Annotated in this window: 16 protein-coding genes; 9 read left to right on the top strand and 7 right to left on the bottom strand. The window is 63.5% G+C overall.

What is annotated here, in order from left to right:
• The first annotated feature begins 30 nt into the window (after positions 1–30).
• Positions 31–1,515, top strand: coding sequence for an aldehyde dehydrogenase family protein (locus ASE00_RS17875; protein ID WP_156405504.1), 1,485 nt, complete (start codon positions 31–33; stop codon positions 1,513–1,515).
• A gap of 28 nt (positions 1,516–1,543) precedes the next feature.
• On the opposite strand, the gene ASE00_RS17870 is transcribed toward ASE00_RS17875, so the two are convergent.
• The 4 genes from ASE00_RS17870 to ASE00_RS17855 form a co-directional block, all read right to left on the bottom strand.
• A complete protein-coding gene (locus ASE00_RS17870; RefSeq protein ID WP_056382853.1) occupies positions 1,544–2,341 on the bottom strand; it encodes an SDR family NAD(P)-dependent oxidoreductase in 798 nt (265 codons plus the stop codon).
• Between the two features lie 49 nt (positions 2,342–2,390).
• Positions 2,391–4,709, bottom strand: coding sequence for a TonB-dependent receptor (locus ASE00_RS17865; RefSeq protein WP_082594826.1), 2,319 nt, complete (start codon positions 4,707–4,709; stop codon positions 2,391–2,393).
• 101 nt (positions 4,710–4,810) lie between these two features.
• Entirely contained in the window at positions 4,811–5,590 is a 780-nt protein-coding gene (locus ASE00_RS17860; RefSeq protein WP_235538730.1) for an SDR family NAD(P)-dependent oxidoreductase, read from the bottom strand.
• Between the two features lie 119 nt (positions 5,591–5,709).
• A complete protein-coding gene (locus ASE00_RS17855; RefSeq protein WP_056382849.1) occupies positions 5,710–6,186 on the bottom strand; it encodes a nuclear transport factor 2 family protein in 477 nt (158 codons plus the stop codon).
• Between the two features lie 252 nt (positions 6,187–6,438).
• On the opposite strand from ASE00_RS17855, the gene ASE00_RS17850 reads away from it, so the two are divergent.
• Entirely contained in the window at positions 6,439–7,323 is an 885-nt protein-coding gene (locus ASE00_RS17850; protein ID WP_056382847.1) for a LysR family transcriptional regulator, read from the top strand.
• A gap of 93 nt (positions 7,324–7,416) precedes the next feature.
• Here the strand turns inward: ASE00_RS17850 and ASE00_RS17845 are convergent, their stop codons facing one another.
• Positions 7,417–8,676 carry an MFS transporter gene (locus ASE00_RS17845; protein WP_056382845.1) on the bottom strand — a complete coding sequence of 420 codons (1,260 nt, stop codon included), beginning with the start codon at positions 8,674–8,676 and terminating at the stop codon, positions 7,417–7,419.
• A gap of 247 nt (positions 8,677–8,923) precedes the next feature.
• On the opposite strand from ASE00_RS17845, the gene ASE00_RS17840 reads away from it, so the two are divergent.
• The 7 genes from ASE00_RS17840 to ASE00_RS17810 all read left to right on the top strand — a co-directional run bounded on the left by ASE00_RS17840 (position 8,924) and on the right by ASE00_RS17810 (position 17,814).
• Entirely contained in the window at positions 8,924–9,841 is a 918-nt protein-coding gene (locus ASE00_RS17840) for a LysR family transcriptional regulator (protein ID WP_082594825.1), read from the top strand.
• A gap of 66 nt (positions 9,842–9,907) precedes the next feature.
• Entirely contained in the window at positions 9,908–10,480 is a 573-nt protein-coding gene (locus ASE00_RS17835) for an RNA polymerase sigma factor (protein ID WP_056382841.1), read from the top strand.
• Positions 10,480–11,463: a FecR family protein gene (locus ASE00_RS17830; protein ID WP_056382839.1), complete on the top strand. Its 984-nt coding sequence runs from the start codon at positions 10,480–10,482 to the stop codon at positions 11,461–11,463. Before ASE00_RS17835 ends, ASE00_RS17830 begins: the two co-directional genes overlap by 1 nt.
• Before the next feature lie 134 nt (positions 11,464–11,597).
• Positions 11,598–14,348 (top strand): TonB-dependent receptor domain-containing protein, encoded by a 2,751-nt coding sequence (locus ASE00_RS17825; protein WP_056382838.1) that lies wholly within the window; start codon positions 11,598–11,600, stop codon positions 14,346–14,348.
• Positions 14,349–14,434: 86 nt separating this feature from the next.
• Positions 14,435–15,217: an SDR family NAD(P)-dependent oxidoreductase gene (locus ASE00_RS17820; protein ID WP_235538729.1), complete on the top strand. Its 783-nt coding sequence runs from the start codon at positions 14,435–14,437 to the stop codon at positions 15,215–15,217.
• A gap of 34 nt (positions 15,218–15,251) precedes the next feature.
• A complete protein-coding gene (locus ASE00_RS17815; RefSeq protein WP_162256493.1) occupies positions 15,252–15,605 on the top strand; it encodes a putative quinol monooxygenase in 354 nt (117 codons plus the stop codon).
• A gap of 112 nt (positions 15,606–15,717) precedes the next feature.
• Positions 15,718–17,814 carry a PQQ-dependent dehydrogenase, methanol/ethanol family gene (locus ASE00_RS17810; RefSeq protein WP_235538728.1) on the top strand — a complete coding sequence of 699 codons (2,097 nt, stop codon included), beginning with the start codon at positions 15,718–15,720 and terminating at the stop codon, positions 17,812–17,814.
• Between the two features lie 94 nt (positions 17,815–17,908).
• On the opposite strand, the gene ASE00_RS17805 is transcribed toward ASE00_RS17810, so the two are convergent.
• Together ASE00_RS17805 and ASE00_RS17800 are read right to left on the bottom strand one after the other, a co-directional pair.
• Entirely contained in the window at positions 17,909–19,327 is a 1,419-nt protein-coding gene (locus tag ASE00_RS17805; protein ID WP_056382834.1) for an aldehyde dehydrogenase family protein, read from the bottom strand.
• Between the two features lie 50 nt (positions 19,328–19,377).
• Positions 19,378–19,710, bottom strand: coding sequence for a hypothetical protein (locus tag ASE00_RS17800; RefSeq protein ID WP_056382832.1), 333 nt, complete (start codon positions 19,708–19,710; stop codon positions 19,378–19,380).

The following is a 19,710-nucleotide window of genomic DNA, read 5'->3' as shown; positions in this document are numbered from 1 at the left end:
CCACCAGCGAAAAGAAGCAGGAATTTGATCGTGAGCACGAGCTTGGAAGCGTCTCTTCCCTTTCTCGCGGATAAGCGAAAGAAGCACTTCATCGATGGCGAATGGGTGGCGTCGGCCGCCGGTGACGCGATCGAAACGCTCAACCCGGCCACCGGCGCGGTGATCGCGAGTCTCGACAGGGGCGGGGCGGCGGAAATCGATCGCGCGGTCGCCGCCGCACGGCGCGCCTTCGAAGGCCCGTGGAGCCGGTTCACGCCGAGCGAACGGCACAAGCTGATAATGCGCGTGTACGAGATCATCGAGCGGCATGGCGATGAGCTGACCCTGCTCGAAACCTACGACATGGGGGCACCCGTCTCGCGCTCGGCGGGCGTGAAGAATTTCGTCTTGCGGATGATCGAATATTTCGCTGCCCAGACGATGAACTGGAGCGGCCAGACCATTCCGAACTCGTTGCCCGGCAACTATACGATGATGACCATCAAGGCGCCGCTCGGCGTCATCGGCGGCATCATCCCCTGGAACAGCCCGATGGTCGGCGCGTGGTGGACGATCGGCGGCGCGCTCGCGACCGGCTGCACCGTCGTGCTGAAACCCGCCGAGGAGGCTTCCTTGTCGGTGCTTCGCGTCGCCGAGCTGCTCATGGAAGCGGGATTGCCCCGCGGCGTCGTCAACGTCGTCACCGGCCGGGGAGCCGAGGCCGGCGCGGCGCTCGCGGCCCATCTCGACGTCGACCGGATCGCCTTCACCGGATCCACCATCACCGGGCGCGAGGTGATCAAGGCGTCGGCGGGGAATATCAAACGCCTCAGCCTCGAACTGGGCGGAAAGTCGCCGGACATCATCTTTGCCGATGCCGATCTCGCCAAGGCGGTTCCGGGCGCATCGATGGGCGTTTTCAACAATAGCGGCCAGATCTGCTACGCGGGAACGCGCATCCTGGTACAGCGTTCGATTCAGGAAGAGTTCGTCGAACGGATGTCGGCTTTCGCCAAGGGCCTCAAGGTCGGCGACCCGCTCGACGCCGACACCAAACTCGGGCCCCTGATCTCCGAACGGCAGCTTTCCCGCGTGCTCGAATATGTCGGGATCGGATCGTCCGAAGGCGCCGATATCGCCACCGGCGGAAACCGGCTGTCCGGCGCGCTGGGCAAGGGCTATTTCGTCGAGCCGACGGTCTTCGACAATGTCTCGAACACGATGCGGATCGCGCAGGAGGAGATTTTCGGGCCGGTGGTGTCGGTCATCCCCTTCGACGACGGGGAAGAGGCGCTGCGTCTCGCCAATAGCATCGACTATGGGCTGGGCGGTGCGGTCTGGACCGGAAATGTCGGAACCGCGACGAAGATGATGCACGGCATCAAGGCGGGCCAGGTCTGGGTCAATTGCTACGGGGTCGTCGATCCCGCAGTCGGCTTCGGCGGCTGCAAGCTGAGCGGTTATGGCTGGAAGGGCGGCGCCGACCATGTCGAGGGCTTCCTCTACGAGAAAGCCGTGACGATCAGCGGCGACTGAACGGGCCCGGCGGCGCCCGGCGCGCGGCCTATTGCGCGATCATCCCGCCGTCGATGACCAGTTCGGTGCCGGTGATGAAGGCCGCCCTGTCCGAGGCGAGGAAGACGATGCCGTCGGCGACATGACCGGGCTGGCCATTATGGCCGAGGGCGTGCGCCCTGGCGAACTGGTCGCGCATGTCCTGCTCGCTCATATCGGCCGAACGCGAGAAGGCGGCTATCGCCTGGTCCCCCATGGCGGTCTCGATGAAGCCGGGGTGCACCGAATTGACCCTTATCCGGAGTGATGCGACCTCGATCGCGAGCGATTTGGTCAACAGCCGCACCGCGCCTTTCGACGTGCCGTAACACACCGTGTTCGCGCCGCCCACCATGCCGGCGATCGAGGACATGTTGACGATCGCCCCGCCGCCAGCCCAGCGCGAGGCTCTTTCCGCGAGCAGCGGAATGGCATGTTTGCACCCCAGGAAGACGCCTTCGACATTGATCGATTGCATGTGGCGCCATTCTTCCAGCGAAGTGTCGACCAGCGGCTTGAGCGCGAAGATGCCGGCGTTGTTCACGAGGATGTCGAGGCCGCCGGCTTCGGCCCTCGCGAAGGCCATGGTCTCGATCCAGTCCGCTTCGCTGGTGACGTCCTGCCGCAGACCGAGGCCGCCGATCTCGGCGGCCATGCCGTCGACATCCGCGATATCGGTGACGATCACGCGGGCCCCCGCCGCCGCCAGAGCCCGCGCCGTCACCGCGCCGATGCCACGTGATGCGCCGGTCACGAGGGCGACGCGCCCGCTGAGATCGGCGGAGGCTCCGCCATTGCCGTCTGTCATGGAGCATTCCCCGATGCGGGCGCCGGGACAGCCCGGCGCCCGGTTGTCGTCAATATTTGACTGAAATGGTGCCGCCCCAGGTGCGCGGCGCCGCGGCTTCGGCGCGATAGCCGCCGACATCGCCGCCCAGCGCGTTCTGCTCGGCATAGGCGTAATATTTGACGTTCCCCAAATTCTTGCCCCACAGGCCGAACGTGACATTGTCGAACGACGCCGGGGTGAAATTGAGCGAGGCGTTCACAAGCGTTATCGCGCGCTGGAAATAGGCGTTGTCGGCCGACCAGCTCACGCGGCCGGTGTAGGATGCGTTGATGTCGCCCGTCCATTTGCCGATGGAGCTCTCGAACGTGTAGCTGGCGCCGACGTCGAACCGCCATCTCGAGGAGTTTGGCAGCGCGTAGCCCGACGCGTCTCCGAGGAAGGGGCCCGCTATCGTCGTTCCAGCCGTCAAACCACCGGTGAAGAAAGGCCCGTTCGTGAACTTGGTGTATTTCGCGTCGAGATAGGTCGCGTCGGCCCGGAGCTCCGCGCCCCTGACGACGACCGCATTCACCCCGACCTCGAAACCGCGGGACCGCGCCTTCTGAGCATTGACGAGCCCGACACTGACGGCGCTGGACGAGGGGAGGACCGTGATGACCTGAGGGTCCTTGATCTCGTTCCAGAACAGGGCGCCGTTCACGCGGACGCGGCGGTCCCAAAGTTCGGATTTGAAGCCGGCTTCATAGGCGTCGACGACCTCTGGTTTGGCAGGGGAGGTTGCCAGCGGAAAGGTGTTGTAGGTTCCCGCCTTGAAGCCCCGGCTGATCGACAGATATCCCATGACGTCCCCGGAGAAATGATGATCGAGAGCCGCCTTCCAGGTCAACGACCGGAAGGTCTTGTTCCCCCGATAGGGATTGGGCACGCCGGCACCGGCGCTCGAAAAGGTACCCACGCCGGGGATCGTGATGAACTGCTGGCCGAAGCCGCGCAGCCGGTCCATCGAGCCGCGCACGCCCAGCGTCAGATTGGTGGCACCGCCAAGGGGTGCCGTCGCTTGTCCGAAGGCGGAGTAGCTGTTGACGGTCTGCAGCCCGGTCAGATTGATGATCGCGCCGGGGCCCAGAATGTCGCCATAGATCTGCGCGGGGTTATATCCCGCGCGATAGCGGAGATAATAGGCGCCGACGATCCAGCTTATCCTGCTGTCCTTGTGCGACTTTATCTGGATCTCCTGGGAGATGTCGTCATTGTCGATATATTGCGGGAGCAGGAAGAAGTTCGGCGATGTCTGCGACATCTGATTGAACGAGAGGACCTTCGATTTCTTGAAGCCAGAGATCGAGACCAGATCGGCGAAATCGAGTTCCTGGTCGATGCGCAGCGACCCGCCATAGGTCTTCTGGCGCACGAAGTTGCGGTAGAGGAAGCGCGAGCCGTAAAAATTGCCGAGATCGCCCAGCGACGGAACGATCACGCGCGGATCGGGATAGCCCGCGGGCGGCGGGTTTCCCGAAGGTGTCCCTACATAGCTTCCGCGGACGACGTCGTGTGGAAGTCCGAAATCCTCTTTCGAAAAGGCATAGAAGCCGACGATCTTCACGCGGGTTCGATCGCCGGGCTCCCAGACGAGCTTCGACCGGACGGTCCAGTTCTTTCCGAGATATTCCTTCTGGCCATTGACGACGCTGTGGCCCCAGCCGTCCCGCTGGTCGGTTCCGCCCGCCGAGATGTTCCAGGACAGCGTGTCGCTGATCGGCGTCGAGATATAGGCTTGTCCGCTGATCGTGTCGTAATTGGCATAGCCGAGCGTCATGTGCACTTCGGTCGCCGGTCCCGGGTCCCTGGTGAAGACCTGGATCGCGCCACCCGTCGCATTGCGGCCGAACAGCGTTCCCTGCGGTCCCTTGAGCACTTCGACGCGGTCGATATCGCCAAGGTTCAGCAGCGATGAATAGAGGCGCGTGTAGTAGACATCGTCCACATACATGGCGACGCTCGCCTCGTTGCCGACCAGGCCAGCGGCGATGTTGCCAATGCCGCGCAGCGACGGAAATGCGACGCCCTGGTTGAAGGAGGTGTTGAGCGATGGATCGACCTGCTTGAGCTGCAGGATGCTCGTCACCCCCGTCGCCTTGAGGGAATCGCCTCCGAAGGCGCTGATCGCCACGGGGACGTTCTGGACATTTTCCGCACGGCGTTGCGCGGTGACGACGATCTCCTGAAGCCGGTCGCTCGTCTCACCGGCGCTTTCCGAAGCCGCCGTGTCGAGTTGCTGCCCGAAGGAGGGCGCAGCCATCAGCGCCGTGCAGAGAAGAAGATTATGCGACAACTTGCGTATGCGCCGCGCATGTTGCGGCACGATCCGAACATTAGATAAAGCCATGATACCCCTCCGTTATGGATTTATGCGCCGGCCCTTTTTCCGAGGCCGTTCTGAACATCGATCTGGTCTTGCCGAATATTGCCGGGCTTCCCCCTGCGGCTTCACATCGCCGTGTAACCGCCATCGACGGCGACACAGGACCCGGTGACGAACGAGGCCGCGTCGGACAGCAGCCATGAGACGGTTTCGGCAAGTTCGTGAGGCTTTCCGATACGGCCGATCGGATGCGCGCCTTCCAGCATGGCGCGCAGGTCGGGCTGCTTCATATAGTCGGCGGACAGGCGGGTTTCGGTCGCTCCGGTGACGATGGCGTTGACCCGGATCCCCTGGCCGCTCATCTCCGCCGCCATGGCGCGGGTCACGCCGATCACCCCATGTTTCGCCGCGGTGTAGTCGATCAGCTTGGGCATTCCCACGACGCCCGCGGCGGAGGAATTGTTGACGATCGAGCCGCCGCCGTTGGCGAGCATATGCGTGATCTGGTACTTCACGCACAGGAATACGCTCGTCAGGTTGATCGACAGGTTCCGCTGCCATTGCTCAAGCGGGACTTCGGTGACGATCAGGTTGGCGAGATTCGTCCCGGCGTTGTTGAACGATGCGTGCAGGCCTCCGAAGGTCGACACCGCGAAATCGACCATCGCGCGCACATCGTCTTCCTGGGTCACGTCGGTCCGGATGAAGGCTGCGGTGCCGCCATCCCGCTGAATTTCGGTCACCGTTTCGTTGCCGGGCTCCTCGTCGAGGTCGGCGATCACGACGCTGGCGCCGCGCGCTGCGCATAGGCGCGCCGTCGCCGCGCCGATGCCACGGCCTCCTCCGGTAACCGTCACGACCTTCCCGGCCATCGAAACGCGGTCAAAAGCTTCTGATTTCTGCATTTCATGCTCCTTGTTGAAATGACGATCGCTTCCGCCCGGAGACGCGCCGTGCCGGCCGCTCCGCGGACTATCTGTGAGGATCTCCTGATCGCCGGTGATCGCCGGCGTCGCGATGCGCCTCAGCTGGCGTCAGCGAGCTCGATATCGACCCGCAGGCGCGTCAATCGCGTCGACGCGATGCGCCACTTGCCGTCCTGACGCGCGTAGACATCCTGATAATGCCCGAAGCCGTGAAAGGATTTCAGCGGCCCGGCGTGGAACTGGTGCCAGTCATCAAGCGCCCACACGCCGGTGGCCATGTCCGGCGCCGTCAGTTCGATCTCGGGCGCATGGCAATGATGAACCGAACTCGATATGTCCGCGACTATGCCGGCGAGATGGGACGCGATGTTTTCGCGGCCGGTTTGGTAGCCTTGAAGCTCCGCTCCTTCCGATCCGTCCGTCGCGTCGACCGAGCCGGCGGACCGCATGTCGAAAATCGCGTCATCGGTGAACAACGCGAAAAACTCATCCCAGCGCCTCGTGTCGAAATAGCGGCAATAGCGCGCCTTGAGCTTTTTGATTTCCTCTATCGCGTGGATATCCGAAATATTCATTCATATCTCTCCCGATATGTAATGATGATGTTATCGAAACGAGAAGCGGCGCGTCCGGAATGAATATATCATTCGGAATCCAAGATTTGTGGCGCTGATTGGCTACCTTGACTTAGTGCATCTTGGTCATCATAAATTGCCTTCGTTATGGAATTATGTTGTTGGCGAGGCCGCTCTCCCGGTATCTGGGATATGGTCTTGAAATGATAAGTTCCAATTGTTCTTTTTGTCGTTTATTCATAACCATCATTTATGAAACGATTTGCGCTATACCATCTCGAGACTCTTCTCTGGATCAGCCGCCTCGGCACCTTTGCCGCGGCGGCTGAGCGGCTGAACACGACCCAGCCTGCTATCTCCGCGCGTGTGCGCGAGCTGGAAAACCAAATGGGCTTCCCGCTTTTCCAGCGAGCGGGCCGCAATATGGCGCTGACCGTGCGCGCGCGGCAGCTGGTCAAGGAATGCGAGCCGCTCTGGGCCTCGATCGAGCAGACGCTGCTTCAGAACAGCGATTTCAGCGGCGCGTCGGGAACCGTCCGCATCGGCGCGGGTGAGATCGCCTCCGCCAACTGCCTGCCGCCCTTCCTCGCGGAGTTGAAGCAGGATTTTCCGCGGGCGATGCTCGATGTGGAGATCGATCTCTCGCACAGCATGTTGCAGAAGCTGCTCAGCGCGGACTTCGACCTGGTCCTTATCGCGGGGCCGCTCGCCAATCCCAATGTGGAGACCGCGCGCATCGGCGAAGTCAAACTGATCTGGGTCACCAGCCCCGTGATCGCCACGCGCATTGCCGACGGCGCCGCGCAGCAACTGGTCTGGCTGCTGCATCGTCACTCGCCAGTCCATGGTCTCGCGCTTGCCAGCCTGGCCGAGGCCGGATGCGCGGGCGTGCTCGCCGAAAGCGCCTATAACAGCTGCAACAATGTCCGCGCGCTTGCCGACGTGCTGGTCGCGGACGGCGGGATCGGTTTTCTGCCGGAGCCGATGGTGCGCGAACATCTGGCATGCGGCCGGCTCGTTCTGCTCAAGAAGCTGCCTGACAGGACGATGGACTTCCATGTCGCGGTCCGCACGCAGGAGCGCGACCCGCTGGTCCGCGCCATTTTCAACCGTGCGGCCATGCTCAGGATCGGCTGACCTTCCGAGCCGGCGAAAGGCGGCGTGCCTGATCTGCATCGTGGCGGCTCCCCGGCGCATCCGATCCTGGTTCGCCGCCCGCATGCCTGGCCTTCAACCGGTAGTTTCGAGCAGCTCCGTCCGCGCCTCGGCCTCGGCCCGCGGCGGCGCCGTCTGCCCCGAAATGTCCGGCATCTGCGTCATGAGCAGCCCGGCCAGCAGGAAGAAGGCGCCGCACAGCGCGATACTGAACGACAGGCTGAAGGAGGTGGCGATCTCTCCGAGAAAGAAGGGCGCGAACGCCGAGACGCCCCGGCCGACATTGAAGCAGAAGCCTGCACCGGTGGAGCGTATGTGCGCCGGGAAGAGGGCCGAGAAATAGGTCCCGAAAATGCCGAAATAGGCGAAGAAGATCGCGACCACCGGACCGAACCACAACAGCAGCGTCAAATCCCGGATCATCGCATAGGCGGGCAACAGCAGCGTCGTCGCAGCGAAGCAGATCAGGATGGTCTTCTTGGCGCCGATCCGATCGGCGACGCTCCCGAAAAGCTGATAGCCGACGAACATGCCGGCGTTCATCACGATGAGGAATGTGGTCATGGCCGCGGGATCCAGCCCGCGCTCGCGGACCAGATATGTGGGTAGCCAGGTGTTGGTCCCCCAATAGCCTGTCAAGGCGAAGGCGGCGATGGCGGTCGCCAGCCATGTCCTGCGCCAGCGGCCTTCGGTGAATATTTCGGCGAGCGGAACCGGCGCATCGCGGCCGACGGTTTTTCGCGTGGCGCGCGCCTGCGTCCATTCGGCGGACTCGGGCACGAATAAAAACACGTAGATGACGGCGACGAGCGCGAGACCGCCCGAAAGAAACAGGCCGCGCCAGCCGTAGCCGGGCAGCAGGAGGTGCGCCAGCAGTGCGGCCAGGATGAACCCGACCGGCCAGGCGCTGAGCACGAAAGCGCTGGCGCGGCCGCGCGAAAGCGGCGGCCAGCTTTCGTTGATCAAGGCCGAAACCACACCCCACACACCGCCAAGGCCAAGCCCCGCCAGCAAACGCAGGGCCATCATGTCCCACCAGTCGCGGGCGAAGGCTATGGCCATGGTGAAGATCGCGAAGATCAGCACGCTGGCGATCAGAGCAGGACGGCGGCCATGGCTGTCGGCATAGGCCCCCAGAATGATGCTGCTGAGGCCGACCCCGATCATGCCGGCGGTACCGATCAATCCCGCTTCGCCCAGGCTCAGACCGAAATCCCCGACGATCGCCGGAAGCGCCAGGGCGAGGACCATGAAATCGACGGCGTCGAAACCATAGCACAGGAAGCAACCCGCCAACGTCGCCCAGCGCGCGTCCTTCGAACCAGCCTCGGCCATCGCCGCCTCTCCCCCGCGAATATTTTTTGCCGGAGACCTCTCGAATGCCCGCCGCCGGGAGCGGTCTTCCTGTCGCCCGCCTCGGAGGATCTCTCATCTCGATTGCGCCGAAATGCCGCCTGATCTTGCCGAGATTATCGGCGCGTACAATTCAAAAAGCGGGATCGATGCAATCATCATGCGGCATGACAGACATCACCGACGATGCTAAAAACGGATCGGTTTTCAAAAATAGACAGGTTTTAGGATGAGAGTCGGACTGAGCATGCGGCATCTGGAGATTTTCCAGCAGGTTACGCATCATGGCGGCTTCAATCGTGCCGCCGCCCATCTTCACATCGCCCAGTCGGCGCTCAGCCGCCACGTCCAGCAACTTGAATCCGATCTTGGGGTAACGCTGTTCGAGCGCAGCGGACGAGGCGTTCAGCTCACGCCGGCCGGCGAAATCCTGTCCCAGCGCGTCGACTCGTTGCTGCGGCAGTTCAGGCAGACGCGCGACGAGCTGGTCGCCAAGGCGGATATCCCCCGTGGCGAGCTGGCGATCGGTTTGCCGCCGTCGATGCAGACGGTCGGCAAGCGGTTGCTCGCCGAATATCGCAACGCCCATCCGGACGTTTCGATAACGGTGCGGGTGAGCACGAGCATAGAATTGCGCGAGTGGTTGCTGAGCGGCCATGTCGACATAGCCGTGTTCGGAATTCTGGAGCCGGAGACCGTCCTGGAATCCTATCCGTTCCAGCGTGATCAGGTTTATGGAATGGGTGCTGCGGGCTCGGCCCTTACCAGCCAACAACTCGACATGAAGAGCTTCTCGAGCCTGCCGCTCATTCTCACCAGCCCCCCCAACAGCATGCGGTTGCTGGTCGATCACGCCGCACAACGGCTGAATCTATCGCTCAACGTCATCATGAACGTGAACTCGATTCCCTTGCTGATCGATCTGGTCGGCGACGGACTGGGATATACGGCCTTGCCGTTCAGCGCGATCCAGGGGTTGGAGAAAAGCGGCAAGTTCGTCTGCGCCCCGCTTAAGCAGATGTCGTATAGTTGGACGATCAGCAATTCGCGCGAGCGGCCGCTGTCCGCCGCCGGCCGGCGATTCCGCTCGATGGTGCTCGATCTTGCCGACCAGCGCGAGGGATTGCAGATGTTTGACGGCGCCTGAAGACGCCACGGGCATATTCCCAAAATCGGGCTTTCGATCGTTCTCGCTACAGATGAGGTTCGAAAGTTGGCTGAAGCAGGCGGAACAAGCGGTTCGATAATCGACCTGTCCACGGTCCGAAGAACGAAGATAGAGACCATCTTCCGGGACCATGAGACGCGCCTGCTGCGGTTCCTGCGGCTACGTCTCGGCTCGGACAGCGAAGCACAGGACGCGGCGCAGGAAACATTTGTCAGGCTTTGGGCGCATGGCGCGAGGCTGAGCGCAGATAACATCCCGGCTCTGCTTTTCGTGACCGCACGGAACGTCGCCAACGACCGCCTCAGGAAAGTTCGATCCGCGAGGCGAGCCGGCTTCGAGAATTCGGGAAACGACGAGGACGGCGATGCCGTCCACGACGACCAGGCCGGGCCCGACAGGATACTGGCGGCAAAGAGCGATCTCGCCCTGGTCGTGCGCATACTCGAGGAACTGCCGCAAAAATGCCGGTTCGCTTTCATCCGCTATCGATTTGACGATCGCGACTATGACGAGATCGCCGAGGAAATGGGCGTCAGTCAGAGCATGGTGCGGAAATATGTGCTGAAGGCGGTGTCGCATTGTGCGGCGCGGTTCGACGAATTGGAGGGCTGGGAGTGATGCATCATGACAGGCTCGCCGCTCAGCATTTCCTGATCCTTCGCGATCCGGACGCTTCTGGCGAGGCGATCCAGGCGGCGTTCGAATGGATCGATCAGGAGCAGCAGCATCGTGCCGCGTTCGACCGGGTCGAGCGGTTCCTGCACGCCTGCGATGGCGTCCCCGCCGAAGATATCGCGCGTCTCAAAGGCGTGCCCGGCAAACCGGTTCTGGCCCTGCCGCATCTCAGCAGGCGCATGTGGGCGCTGGCCGCCAGCGTCCTTTTCCTGCTGATCGTGGGGGCAGGCATCGTGCGCGAACAGCGAGCCGTCATGGTGCAGGAAGCCCGCTTCGAGACGCCGCGGGGAACGCTCCGAGAAGTTCAGCTCGTCGATGGCTCGAACATCACCCTCGCAGGCGGGACCGCGGTTTCGGTCTCCTATCGCCGCAATGCGCGCACGGTGAACCTGTTGCGGGGCGAGGCATTGTTCGCCGTCGCGCCCGACAAGCAGCGGCCCTTCACCGTTTTGACCCAGAATGGTTCGGCGACCGCTCTTGGCACCGCTTTCAACGTGCACCGCGGACCTGATACGGCGACGGTGACGGTGTTGCACGGCAAGGTCGAGGTTCTCGCCAAGGGCGCTGGCTATGTCAGCCGCGCCACCCTCGAAAAATACCGGCAAGTCCAATATAGCCGCGGTGGCGAGATGAGCACGATAAAGCGCGTCGATCCGGACATGGCGGCATCGTGGCGGCGCGGCGAATTCAGCTTTGTCGATACGCCGCTCGCCGCGGTCATCGATGATCTCAATCGCTATTCGGCAAGACCGATCGTCATCGAGGGCGAGGCGCTCAAGCACGTCAAGATATCCGGCATCGTCACCGCAGGCAGCATCGCCGAGTGGCTGGCCGCCCTACCGGCGATAATGGATGTGCAGATCGTCGAGACGTCCCGGGCTATCCGCATCCTGCCGAACATCCGGCGAACGGTCAGCCGGACCTGAGCGGGTGATCCGTGAATGCGCTTTGGTGATCCCCACGATCTCGCTTTGAGATTGGCCGCGGGTTCCCAATCGACAGACGCCATCCGTTCTATGGAGTGATCCCACGAGAGGATCGCCAAGAGGAGGGGTTGACGATGGTTGATATGGCACCGCGTTCGGCAGGGTCGCGCCGCGCATATTCAGGGCGGCGTTCCGGGTTCCGGCTTTTCGTGCTCGGCGCATTGTTGTCGGGCGTCGCCAGCCCCGGTTTCGCAGCGGCCGCCCAGCAGAGCCGTGATCCGATAGCTTTCAATATCCCGGCGCAGGATATGGAGGGCGCCTTGCTGGCCTTCGCGAAAGTCGCGAACGTGCAGCTGGCGGTCAACGCTGCCAAGCTGCGCGGCATGACGGCGCCTGCGGTGGTCGGGCGCTTCACGCCGTCGCAAGCGCTGGTCGCGCTGCTTAGGGCATCCCAGCTCCACTATACCTGGATCGGAACCAGCACGCTCGCGGTGGAGCCGCAGCCGCTCATGAAGCGGGTGTCGCAACGCCTCGAACCCGGCGAAGGGGGCATGGCGGCGATCGACGAGCCGCTCCCCGTTTCAGGGGGCGCGAATGATGCCGATGGGGAAATCCTCGTTACCGCGCGGCGGAGCGCCGAGCGCCTGATCGACGTGCCGGTCGCGGTCTCCGCGCTGTCGAGGGATACGCTGATCCGAAACAACATCACGAGCCTCGCCCGCGTCGCGGAGATCGTGCCTTTCGTGACGCTGCAGCCGGTGCCCGCCGGGGCGGGCGGCCTGTTCGCGATCCGCGGCATCGGTTCTCCCCCCGCGGACCCCGGCATCCAGCAGAGCGTGCTCGTCAATATCGACAATGTGATGATCGGCCGCGGCCGCGCGGCGCAGGCGGGTCTGTTCGATCTCGCCCAGATCGAGGTTCTCAAGGGTCCGCAGGCACTGTTCTTCGGCAAGAACGCACCTGCTGGCGTGATTTCCGTGACGACCGCCGATCCGGGGCCCGAACTGGCGGGCTTTGTCCGGGGCGGCTATGAGTTCGTCGCCGACGAGCGCTACATCGAGGGCGCCATCGGCGGTCCGGTCACGGATAATTTCGGCGTCCGCGTGGCGGCGCGCTACTCCAATATGGAGGGCTATCTCCACAATAGCGCCCAGCCCGGAGCCTTCCCCTGCGTCGCCCCCGGTGCCTGCGGGGCCTTCGCACCCTGGATTGACGCCGGCGCGACAATCCCGGGGGCGGATTACAAGCGGCTTCCGCACGGTACCGATTGGGGCGCCCGCATCACCGCAATCTGGTCGCCCACGAGCCGGCTGACCGCGAAGTTCAAATATGCCTATGGCGACAATCAGGTCGCCTCCTATTACGACCCCTTCTGCAGCCGGGGACTCGCCCACCCGAGCGCGCTCGGCTTCGTCGATCTGCAAAGCGACTGCAAGCTCGACAGCAAGATGGCGTCGAGCGCTTTCCCGGCGCTGCTGACCGCCGACATGCGGGGCGCCAATGGCGGCGTGCCCTACACCGACGTGAAGACCCATGTCGCGTCGCTGAACATCGACTGGGACATCACCGACTATCTCTCGCTGTCGTCGATCAGCGGCTACTACAAACTGGACAGCGCCAATTCCTTCGTTCTGAACGTCGGCGCGATCCCGGCATTCTATCTGGTAGCGTTCGAAAACTCGAAGGGGCTCTCCCAGGAAGTCCGCGTGTCGAGCAAGTTCGAAGGGCCGATCAACTTCGTGGTCGGCGGCTTCGTCGACCGGATCCGGCAGTTCAACGACAATGCGGTGACCTTCGGCCGCCACGCGGCGGACCCGGCCAACGGGCGCTTCTACACCTTCGACCGCTTCGCCCGGTTCATCGCGAAGTCCTGGTCCGGCTTCGGGCAATTGCGTGTCGGCCTGTCCAGCGACCTCGAGCTGGCGGGCGGTGTCCGCTACACGCATGAGACGAGGACGTCGCTGGACGGTAATACCTACGTCAATCCCAACGGCCCTGCGACGCTCAAGGCACCGGGCGTGCTGTTCGACCGCTCTCTGTCCAATTCGAACTGGTCGCCGGAGGCGACGCTGACATGGCACCCGACATCTAACCAGACGCTCTACGGCGCGTTCAAGACGGGATATAAGTCGGGCGGCTTTTCCTATCCGCTGTTCCTGACCAACGTCTACACTGCGACCAACACCGCTTTCAAACCGGAAAAATCGAAGGGTTTCGAGGTCGGATACAAGGCGCAGCTGCTCGACCGGCGGCTGGTGCTCCAGGCTGCAGCCTATACGACCGATTTTGACGACCAGCAGGTCAGCGCCTTCGATCAGGCGACACTCAGCTATCTTGTCGGCAACGCAGCCAAGGCGCGCGTGAAGGGCGTCGAGGTCCAGGCCACCATGGCGGCGTTCCAAGGGATGCAGCTGCGCGGCTCTATCGGCTATAACGACGCCCGCTATGTTTCCTATCCGGCCGGGCCCTGTCCCGCCGGCTTCACCGTGGTGCAATGCCCGGGGCCCGGCAAATCCGTGGACCTGGGCGGCCACCGGCTGACCCGCGCACCCAAATGGCAGGGCAACGCCGGGTTCACCTATACGGTGCCGGTCGGCGGCGGCTTCGAGACCGAGTTCACCGGGGACGCCTTCTACTCGTCGGGCTATTTCCTGAACGACAATCTCGATCCCTTCTCGGTGCAGAAGTCCTATTGGAAGCTCAACGCCGGCGTTTCGGTCGGTCCCGAAAACGGCCCGTGGAAGCTCGCGTTGATCGGCCGCAACCTCACCAACGAATATGTCGCCCGCTACGCAAACGACATCGCTGGCGGTGCGCCCGGAAACCATGCGGGTGCCCCCGAACGGCCTCGCGAGATCGTGATCGAGGGCCGGTACAGCTTCTGAGACTGACGGCGCGGCGCGGGCCACTCGATCGCAGGCCCGCGCCGTTTCCAACCTGTCCCGAGACTACATAATCTTGGTGGGAGCGCATGACGATGACGACGCCGGCATTTGACAAGGTGAGGCTCGACGGCCGGGCCATAATGATAACGGGCGGGGCGGCCGGCATCGGCAAGGCGACCGCTCTGTTGTGCGCCGCGCGGGGCGCCAGCGTTCTGGTTGCCGATCTCGACGAAGGCAGCGGGGCCGATGTCGTCGCGGAGATAGAGCGACAGGGCGGCAAGGCCGTGTTCAAACATACCGACGTCGCCGACGAGGAGGATGTGCGGGCCGCGGTCGCCGCCGCCACGGCTTCCTTCGGCAGGCTCGACGGCGCGTTCAACAATGCCGGGATCATGATCAGCGGAACGCCGATTCATGAGCTCTCCCTGGAGCAGTGGCACAAGGGCCTCGCCATCAATCTCACCGGCGTGTTCCTGTGCGTCAAACATCAGCTTGCCCATATGCGGGCGAATGGCGGCGGCGCGATCGTCAATAACGCATCGGCCTCCGGCGTGGTCGGCATCCCCCTGGCGATCAACTATGTCGCCACCAAACATGGTGTCATCGGGATCACCCGCGCCGCCGCCGCCGAGGTGAGCGGCCAGGGCGTGCGCGTCAACGCGATCATGCCCGGCGCGGTCGAAACGCCGCTGCTCCAGGAAGCGCTGCGGTCGCCGGAGGTGCGCCAGGCTGTCGCCGCGGGGCATCCGATCGGCAGGATAAGCCAACCGGGCGAAACAGCGGAAACGGTTGCGTGGCTGCTGTCCGACGCGGCGTCCTTCGTCGCCGGGGCGGCGATCGCGATCGACGGCGGATACACGGCGCTTTGAAGCGCCCTCGATAGGAGAGGCAATGATGGTCAATATGAAAATGGCTCTGGGCATGGCCGCCGCGCTGGCGATGGCGGCCCCCGCCGCGGCAGCGGAATATGATGGCGTGGTCGCGCACATCCTGGCGAAGCCCGGCAAGCGCGATGCGCTGATAGACGCCATGCGGCCGCTCGTGGCGATGAAGGGCTGCATAGATCTGGTCATCGCCAAGGATAGCCAGAATGAGGACGGGATCTGGCTGACCGAGATCTGGGCATCGAAGCAGCTCCACGAGGAAGCTGCGAAAGGCGAGGTCTTCACCAAGGCGCTGGTCAATATGCGCCCGCTGATGGTCAGCATCGACCAGAACTACAAGACCGTTCCCGTATTCGGCACGCGCCTGAAATAGCGGCCAGCCCAACCGACAGATAATTTTCGACCTCCGGAGGCGTTGGGTGTTCATTGCAAGCCGTGATCTTCATCGGAAGATCGGAAATATAACCCCCCTGCGGGCGGGCGTTTTGGCGTTGTCCCTTTCGGCCTGTCTCGCGCTGGTGGCAGCTTGCACCGCCCAGCCCGATCCGGATGAGCAGCGCTTGCTGGACGCCGGGAAGGATCCGCAGAACTGGCTGGTGAGCGGCGGCGATTATGACGGGCGCTACTGGTCCAAGCTTAACAGCGTCAACACGACCACGGTCAAGGATTTGAAGCCCGCCTGGTCGTTCGATTTCGACACGACACGGGGGCAGGAGTCCGAGCCGCTGGTGGTGGACGGCGTGATGTATGTGACGACGGCATGGAGCAAGGTGTTCGCGCTCGATGCCGCGACGGGCAGGAAGCTCTGGTCCTACGACCCCGAAGTGCCTGGTGAAGCAGCGGTCTATACGTGCTGCGATGTCGTCAATCGCGGCGCGGCCTATTTTGCCGGCAAGATCTATGTCGGCACGATCGACGCCCGGCTCATCGCCCTCGACGCGAAAACCGGCAAGCCGGTCTGGACAGTGCGGACTGCGGAACCTGGGACCAGCTATTCGATCACAGGGGCGCCGCGGGTGATGCGGGGCAAGGTCGTGATCGGCAATGGCGGCGCCGAGTTCAGCGCGCGGGGCTATGTCACCGCCTATGACGCCATGAGCGGGAAGCTCGTCTGGCGCTTCTACACGGTGCCCGGAAAACCCGGCCGGCCCGACAATGCGGCCTCGGACCCGGTCATCGAAAAGCTGGCCCGGCCCACCTGGTCAGGCGAAAAATATTGGCGCTATGGCGGCGGCGGCACGGCGTGGAACGCGATTTCCTACGATGCCGAACTCAACCAGCTCTATATCGGCACCGGAAACGGCCAGCCATGGGATCATGTCGCCCGATCGCAAGGGCGCGGGGATAATCTGTTCCTGGCGTCGGTCCTGGCGGTCGACCCCGATACCGGCCGCTATATCTGGCATTATCAGGCCAATCCCGGGGAAAGTTGGGATTATAACTCGACACAGCCGATGATCCTTGCCGACCTTTCGATCGAGGGGCGGATCCGCAAGGTGCTGATGCAGGCGCACAAGAACGGCTTTTTCTACGTGATCGACCGAAAGACCGGGAAGCTGATCTCGGCGGGACCGCTGATCGGCGGCATCAACTGGGCAAAGCGCATCGATATCGCGACGGGCAGGCCGGTCGAAAATCCCGCGGCGCGCTATTTGAACGGCGCCTATGTCGTCAAGCCCGCCGCATTCGGCGCGCACACCTGGCACCCGATGGCGTTCAGCAGGCAGGCCGGCATCGTCTACCTCACCGTAAACCATAATGCGATGATGTTCCGTCGCCAAAACGACTTCAAGCATCTGGACGGCGGGCCGACGAACACGGGCGTCGACTATCTTGCCCGGCCTGGCGAGAAGATCGTCATGCCGAAACAGCCCAATCCGCCGTACGAGTTGCTGGCGTGGAATCCGCTGACGCAGAAGGCGGCCTGGCGCATCCCGACCAGCGACCCGGCCGGCGTGCTGGGAACCGATGGCGGGCTGATCTTTGCGGGCGGCGGCGTCGGCGTCGGCTATCTGCGCGCGCTTCGTGCGGCGGATGGCGCCGAATTGTGGCGCTACCATCTGCCGAACGGCGTCATGGCGGCCCCGATCAGCTACAGCGTGAATGGCGAGCAATATATCGCGGTCGTCGGCGGATCGCGCGCCCAGCAGTTCAGCAGCACCGCTTATGCGCCGCATCCGGGCGGCGTCGTCGCCTTCAAGCTGGGCGGCAAGGCAAGGCTCCCGGCCGATCCCGATCCCGCGCCGCCGCTCAACCCGTCGGCGACGAAATGGCCCGCCGCGCGGATCGCCGACGGCGGCGCGCTCTACCTGCGGCATTGCGGCCGCTGCCATTTGCCCACCGGAATGTCCCCGAACGTCATCCCCGATCTTCGCCGTTCGGCGATATTGCACGATCGCGAAACATGGAAAGCGGTGGTGATGGACGGCTTGTTGAAAGGCAATGGCATGATCGGCTGGAGAAAATATCTCTCCGCTGACCAGGCGGAGAATATCAGGATCTACCTCGATTCAGAGGCGCAGAAGGCCAGCGGTCCGATGGGCGCAGCGAAGGCGGGGCACGCGACCGGGCCAGAGCAGTAAACGCTGTATAGCATCGCGGCGCATCATCGCGCCGCCGCGGAGCGCGCGGGCCGGGGCGATCGGTGTGAAGCCAAACCGATCGCCCGCGGCAGCGTCAGCCGACCGGCTCCTTCGAGATGTTGATGACCGACGTCTGCGAGAATTCGAGCATGCCGTCCGTCGACAGCTCCATTCCCAGCCCCGACTGCTTGGCGCCGCCGAAGGGGATATGGGGACCGAAATCGAGATGCTCGTTCACCCAGACCATGCCGCTGTCGATCTGGCGCGCGATCGCATAGGCCCGCTCGCGATCGGCAGACCATACCGACCCGCCAAGGCCGTAATCGGAGCTGTTGGTCCGGCGCACAGCATCGTCGACATCATCGAACTTGATGACGGGAAGGATCGGCGCGAACTGTTCCTGATCGACCAGCATCGCGCCATCGGCAATGTCGCGGACGATGGTGGGCCGGATGAAATAGCCTTCGCCATCCGCCACGTCGCCGCCGGCAATGACATTGCCTTCGCGCCGCGCGCTTTCGAGGAAGGTCTTGGCCTTTTCATATTGCGCGGCGTTCTGGACGGGTCCGATCTGGGTGCCCTGCTCCAGCCCGTCTCCGACGATCGCCTCGTCGGCGAGCCGCGCCAGCTCTTCGCAAAGATCGTCGTAAATGCTGCTGTGCGCATAGACGCGCTTGACGGCGATGCACACCTGTCCTGCGTTCATGAACGCCTTGGAGAAGATCTTGGGCGCGACGGTGGCGACGTCGACATCGTCGAGCACGATGCTGGCATCGTTTCCGCCCAGTTCGAGCGAGATGCGCTTGAGGCTCGATGCCGCCGCCGCCATCACCTTCTTGCCGGTCGCGCTCGACCCGGTGAACGAGATCTTGGCGACATCGGGATGATCGGTCAGCGCCGGTCCGAGATCGTTGAGATCGGTCACGACGTTGAACACCCCGGCGGGGAAGATATCCTTCGCCAGTTCCCCCAGCATCAGCGAGGTGACCGGCGTGGTCGGCGCCGGCTTCAGGATGAAGCTGTTGCCGACCAGCAGCGCCGCGGGGAATTTGAACGCGGCGAGGAGAACGGGGAAGTTCCAGGGCATGATCGCGCAGACGACGCCGAGCGGCTTGCGGTGGATTTCGACGCGGCGGACATCGTCATCCTGAACGACCTCCACCGGCAGGTCGATGGTGTTGAAATGGCGGATGAAAGCCTCGGTCGCGGCGATCTCGAAGCTTGCCTCCGGCAGCGGCTTGCCCTGTTCGCGCACCAGCGCGCGGGCCAGCTTGTCGGCGTTCGCGCCGATCGCGTCGGCAAACGCCGCCATGCGGGCCCGGCGGTCTTCGAGCGGCAGCGCGGCCCAGGCCGGCTGCGCGGCCTTGGCGGCGGCTATCGCGCGTTCGGCCTGTCGCACCGAGCCGCGCGGAACGGTGGTGAAGGGGGCGCCGGTTGCCGGGTCGATCACCTCCATCGTGGAATCGCCATCCACGAGTTCACCGCCGATAAGAAGTTTGAGATTGTCCAACATGGCCGGGTCATCCTCTTCGAATGCGCTGCAGGCGCGTTTATGATGTCTTGCTAGACTTGGGTCGCGGTCGCGATCAGCGCGGTTGCGCCGAGCAGCAGGCCGATCTTCGCCACCGATGCGGACTCGTGGTACACGGTGATGCCGATGACGAGCACGACCAGCTGAAGCGTGACGGTGATGATCGGCGTCAGCATGCTGAGCTCCACCCCGTTGTTCACCAGACGGGCGAACACCGCGAAGCTGGATATGAACGCCACCACGCAGCCGATCGTCGGCAGGACCGCGGTGAAGCCGCGCGTCGCCGGGATGAGCGACAGGCCGATCGCCTGACCGACGATCGTGAAAAGGAAGGCGCCGATAACGGGAAGCGAAAGCGCAGACAT

It is taken from the genome of Sphingomonas sp. Root710 (genome assembly GCF_001429065.1).
Classification (GTDB): Bacteria; Pseudomonadota; Alphaproteobacteria; order Sphingomonadales; family Sphingomonadaceae; genus Rhizorhabdus.
The sequence above is the reverse complement of the archived record's forward strand: the minus strand, read 5'-3'. Positions and strand labels throughout refer to the sequence as shown.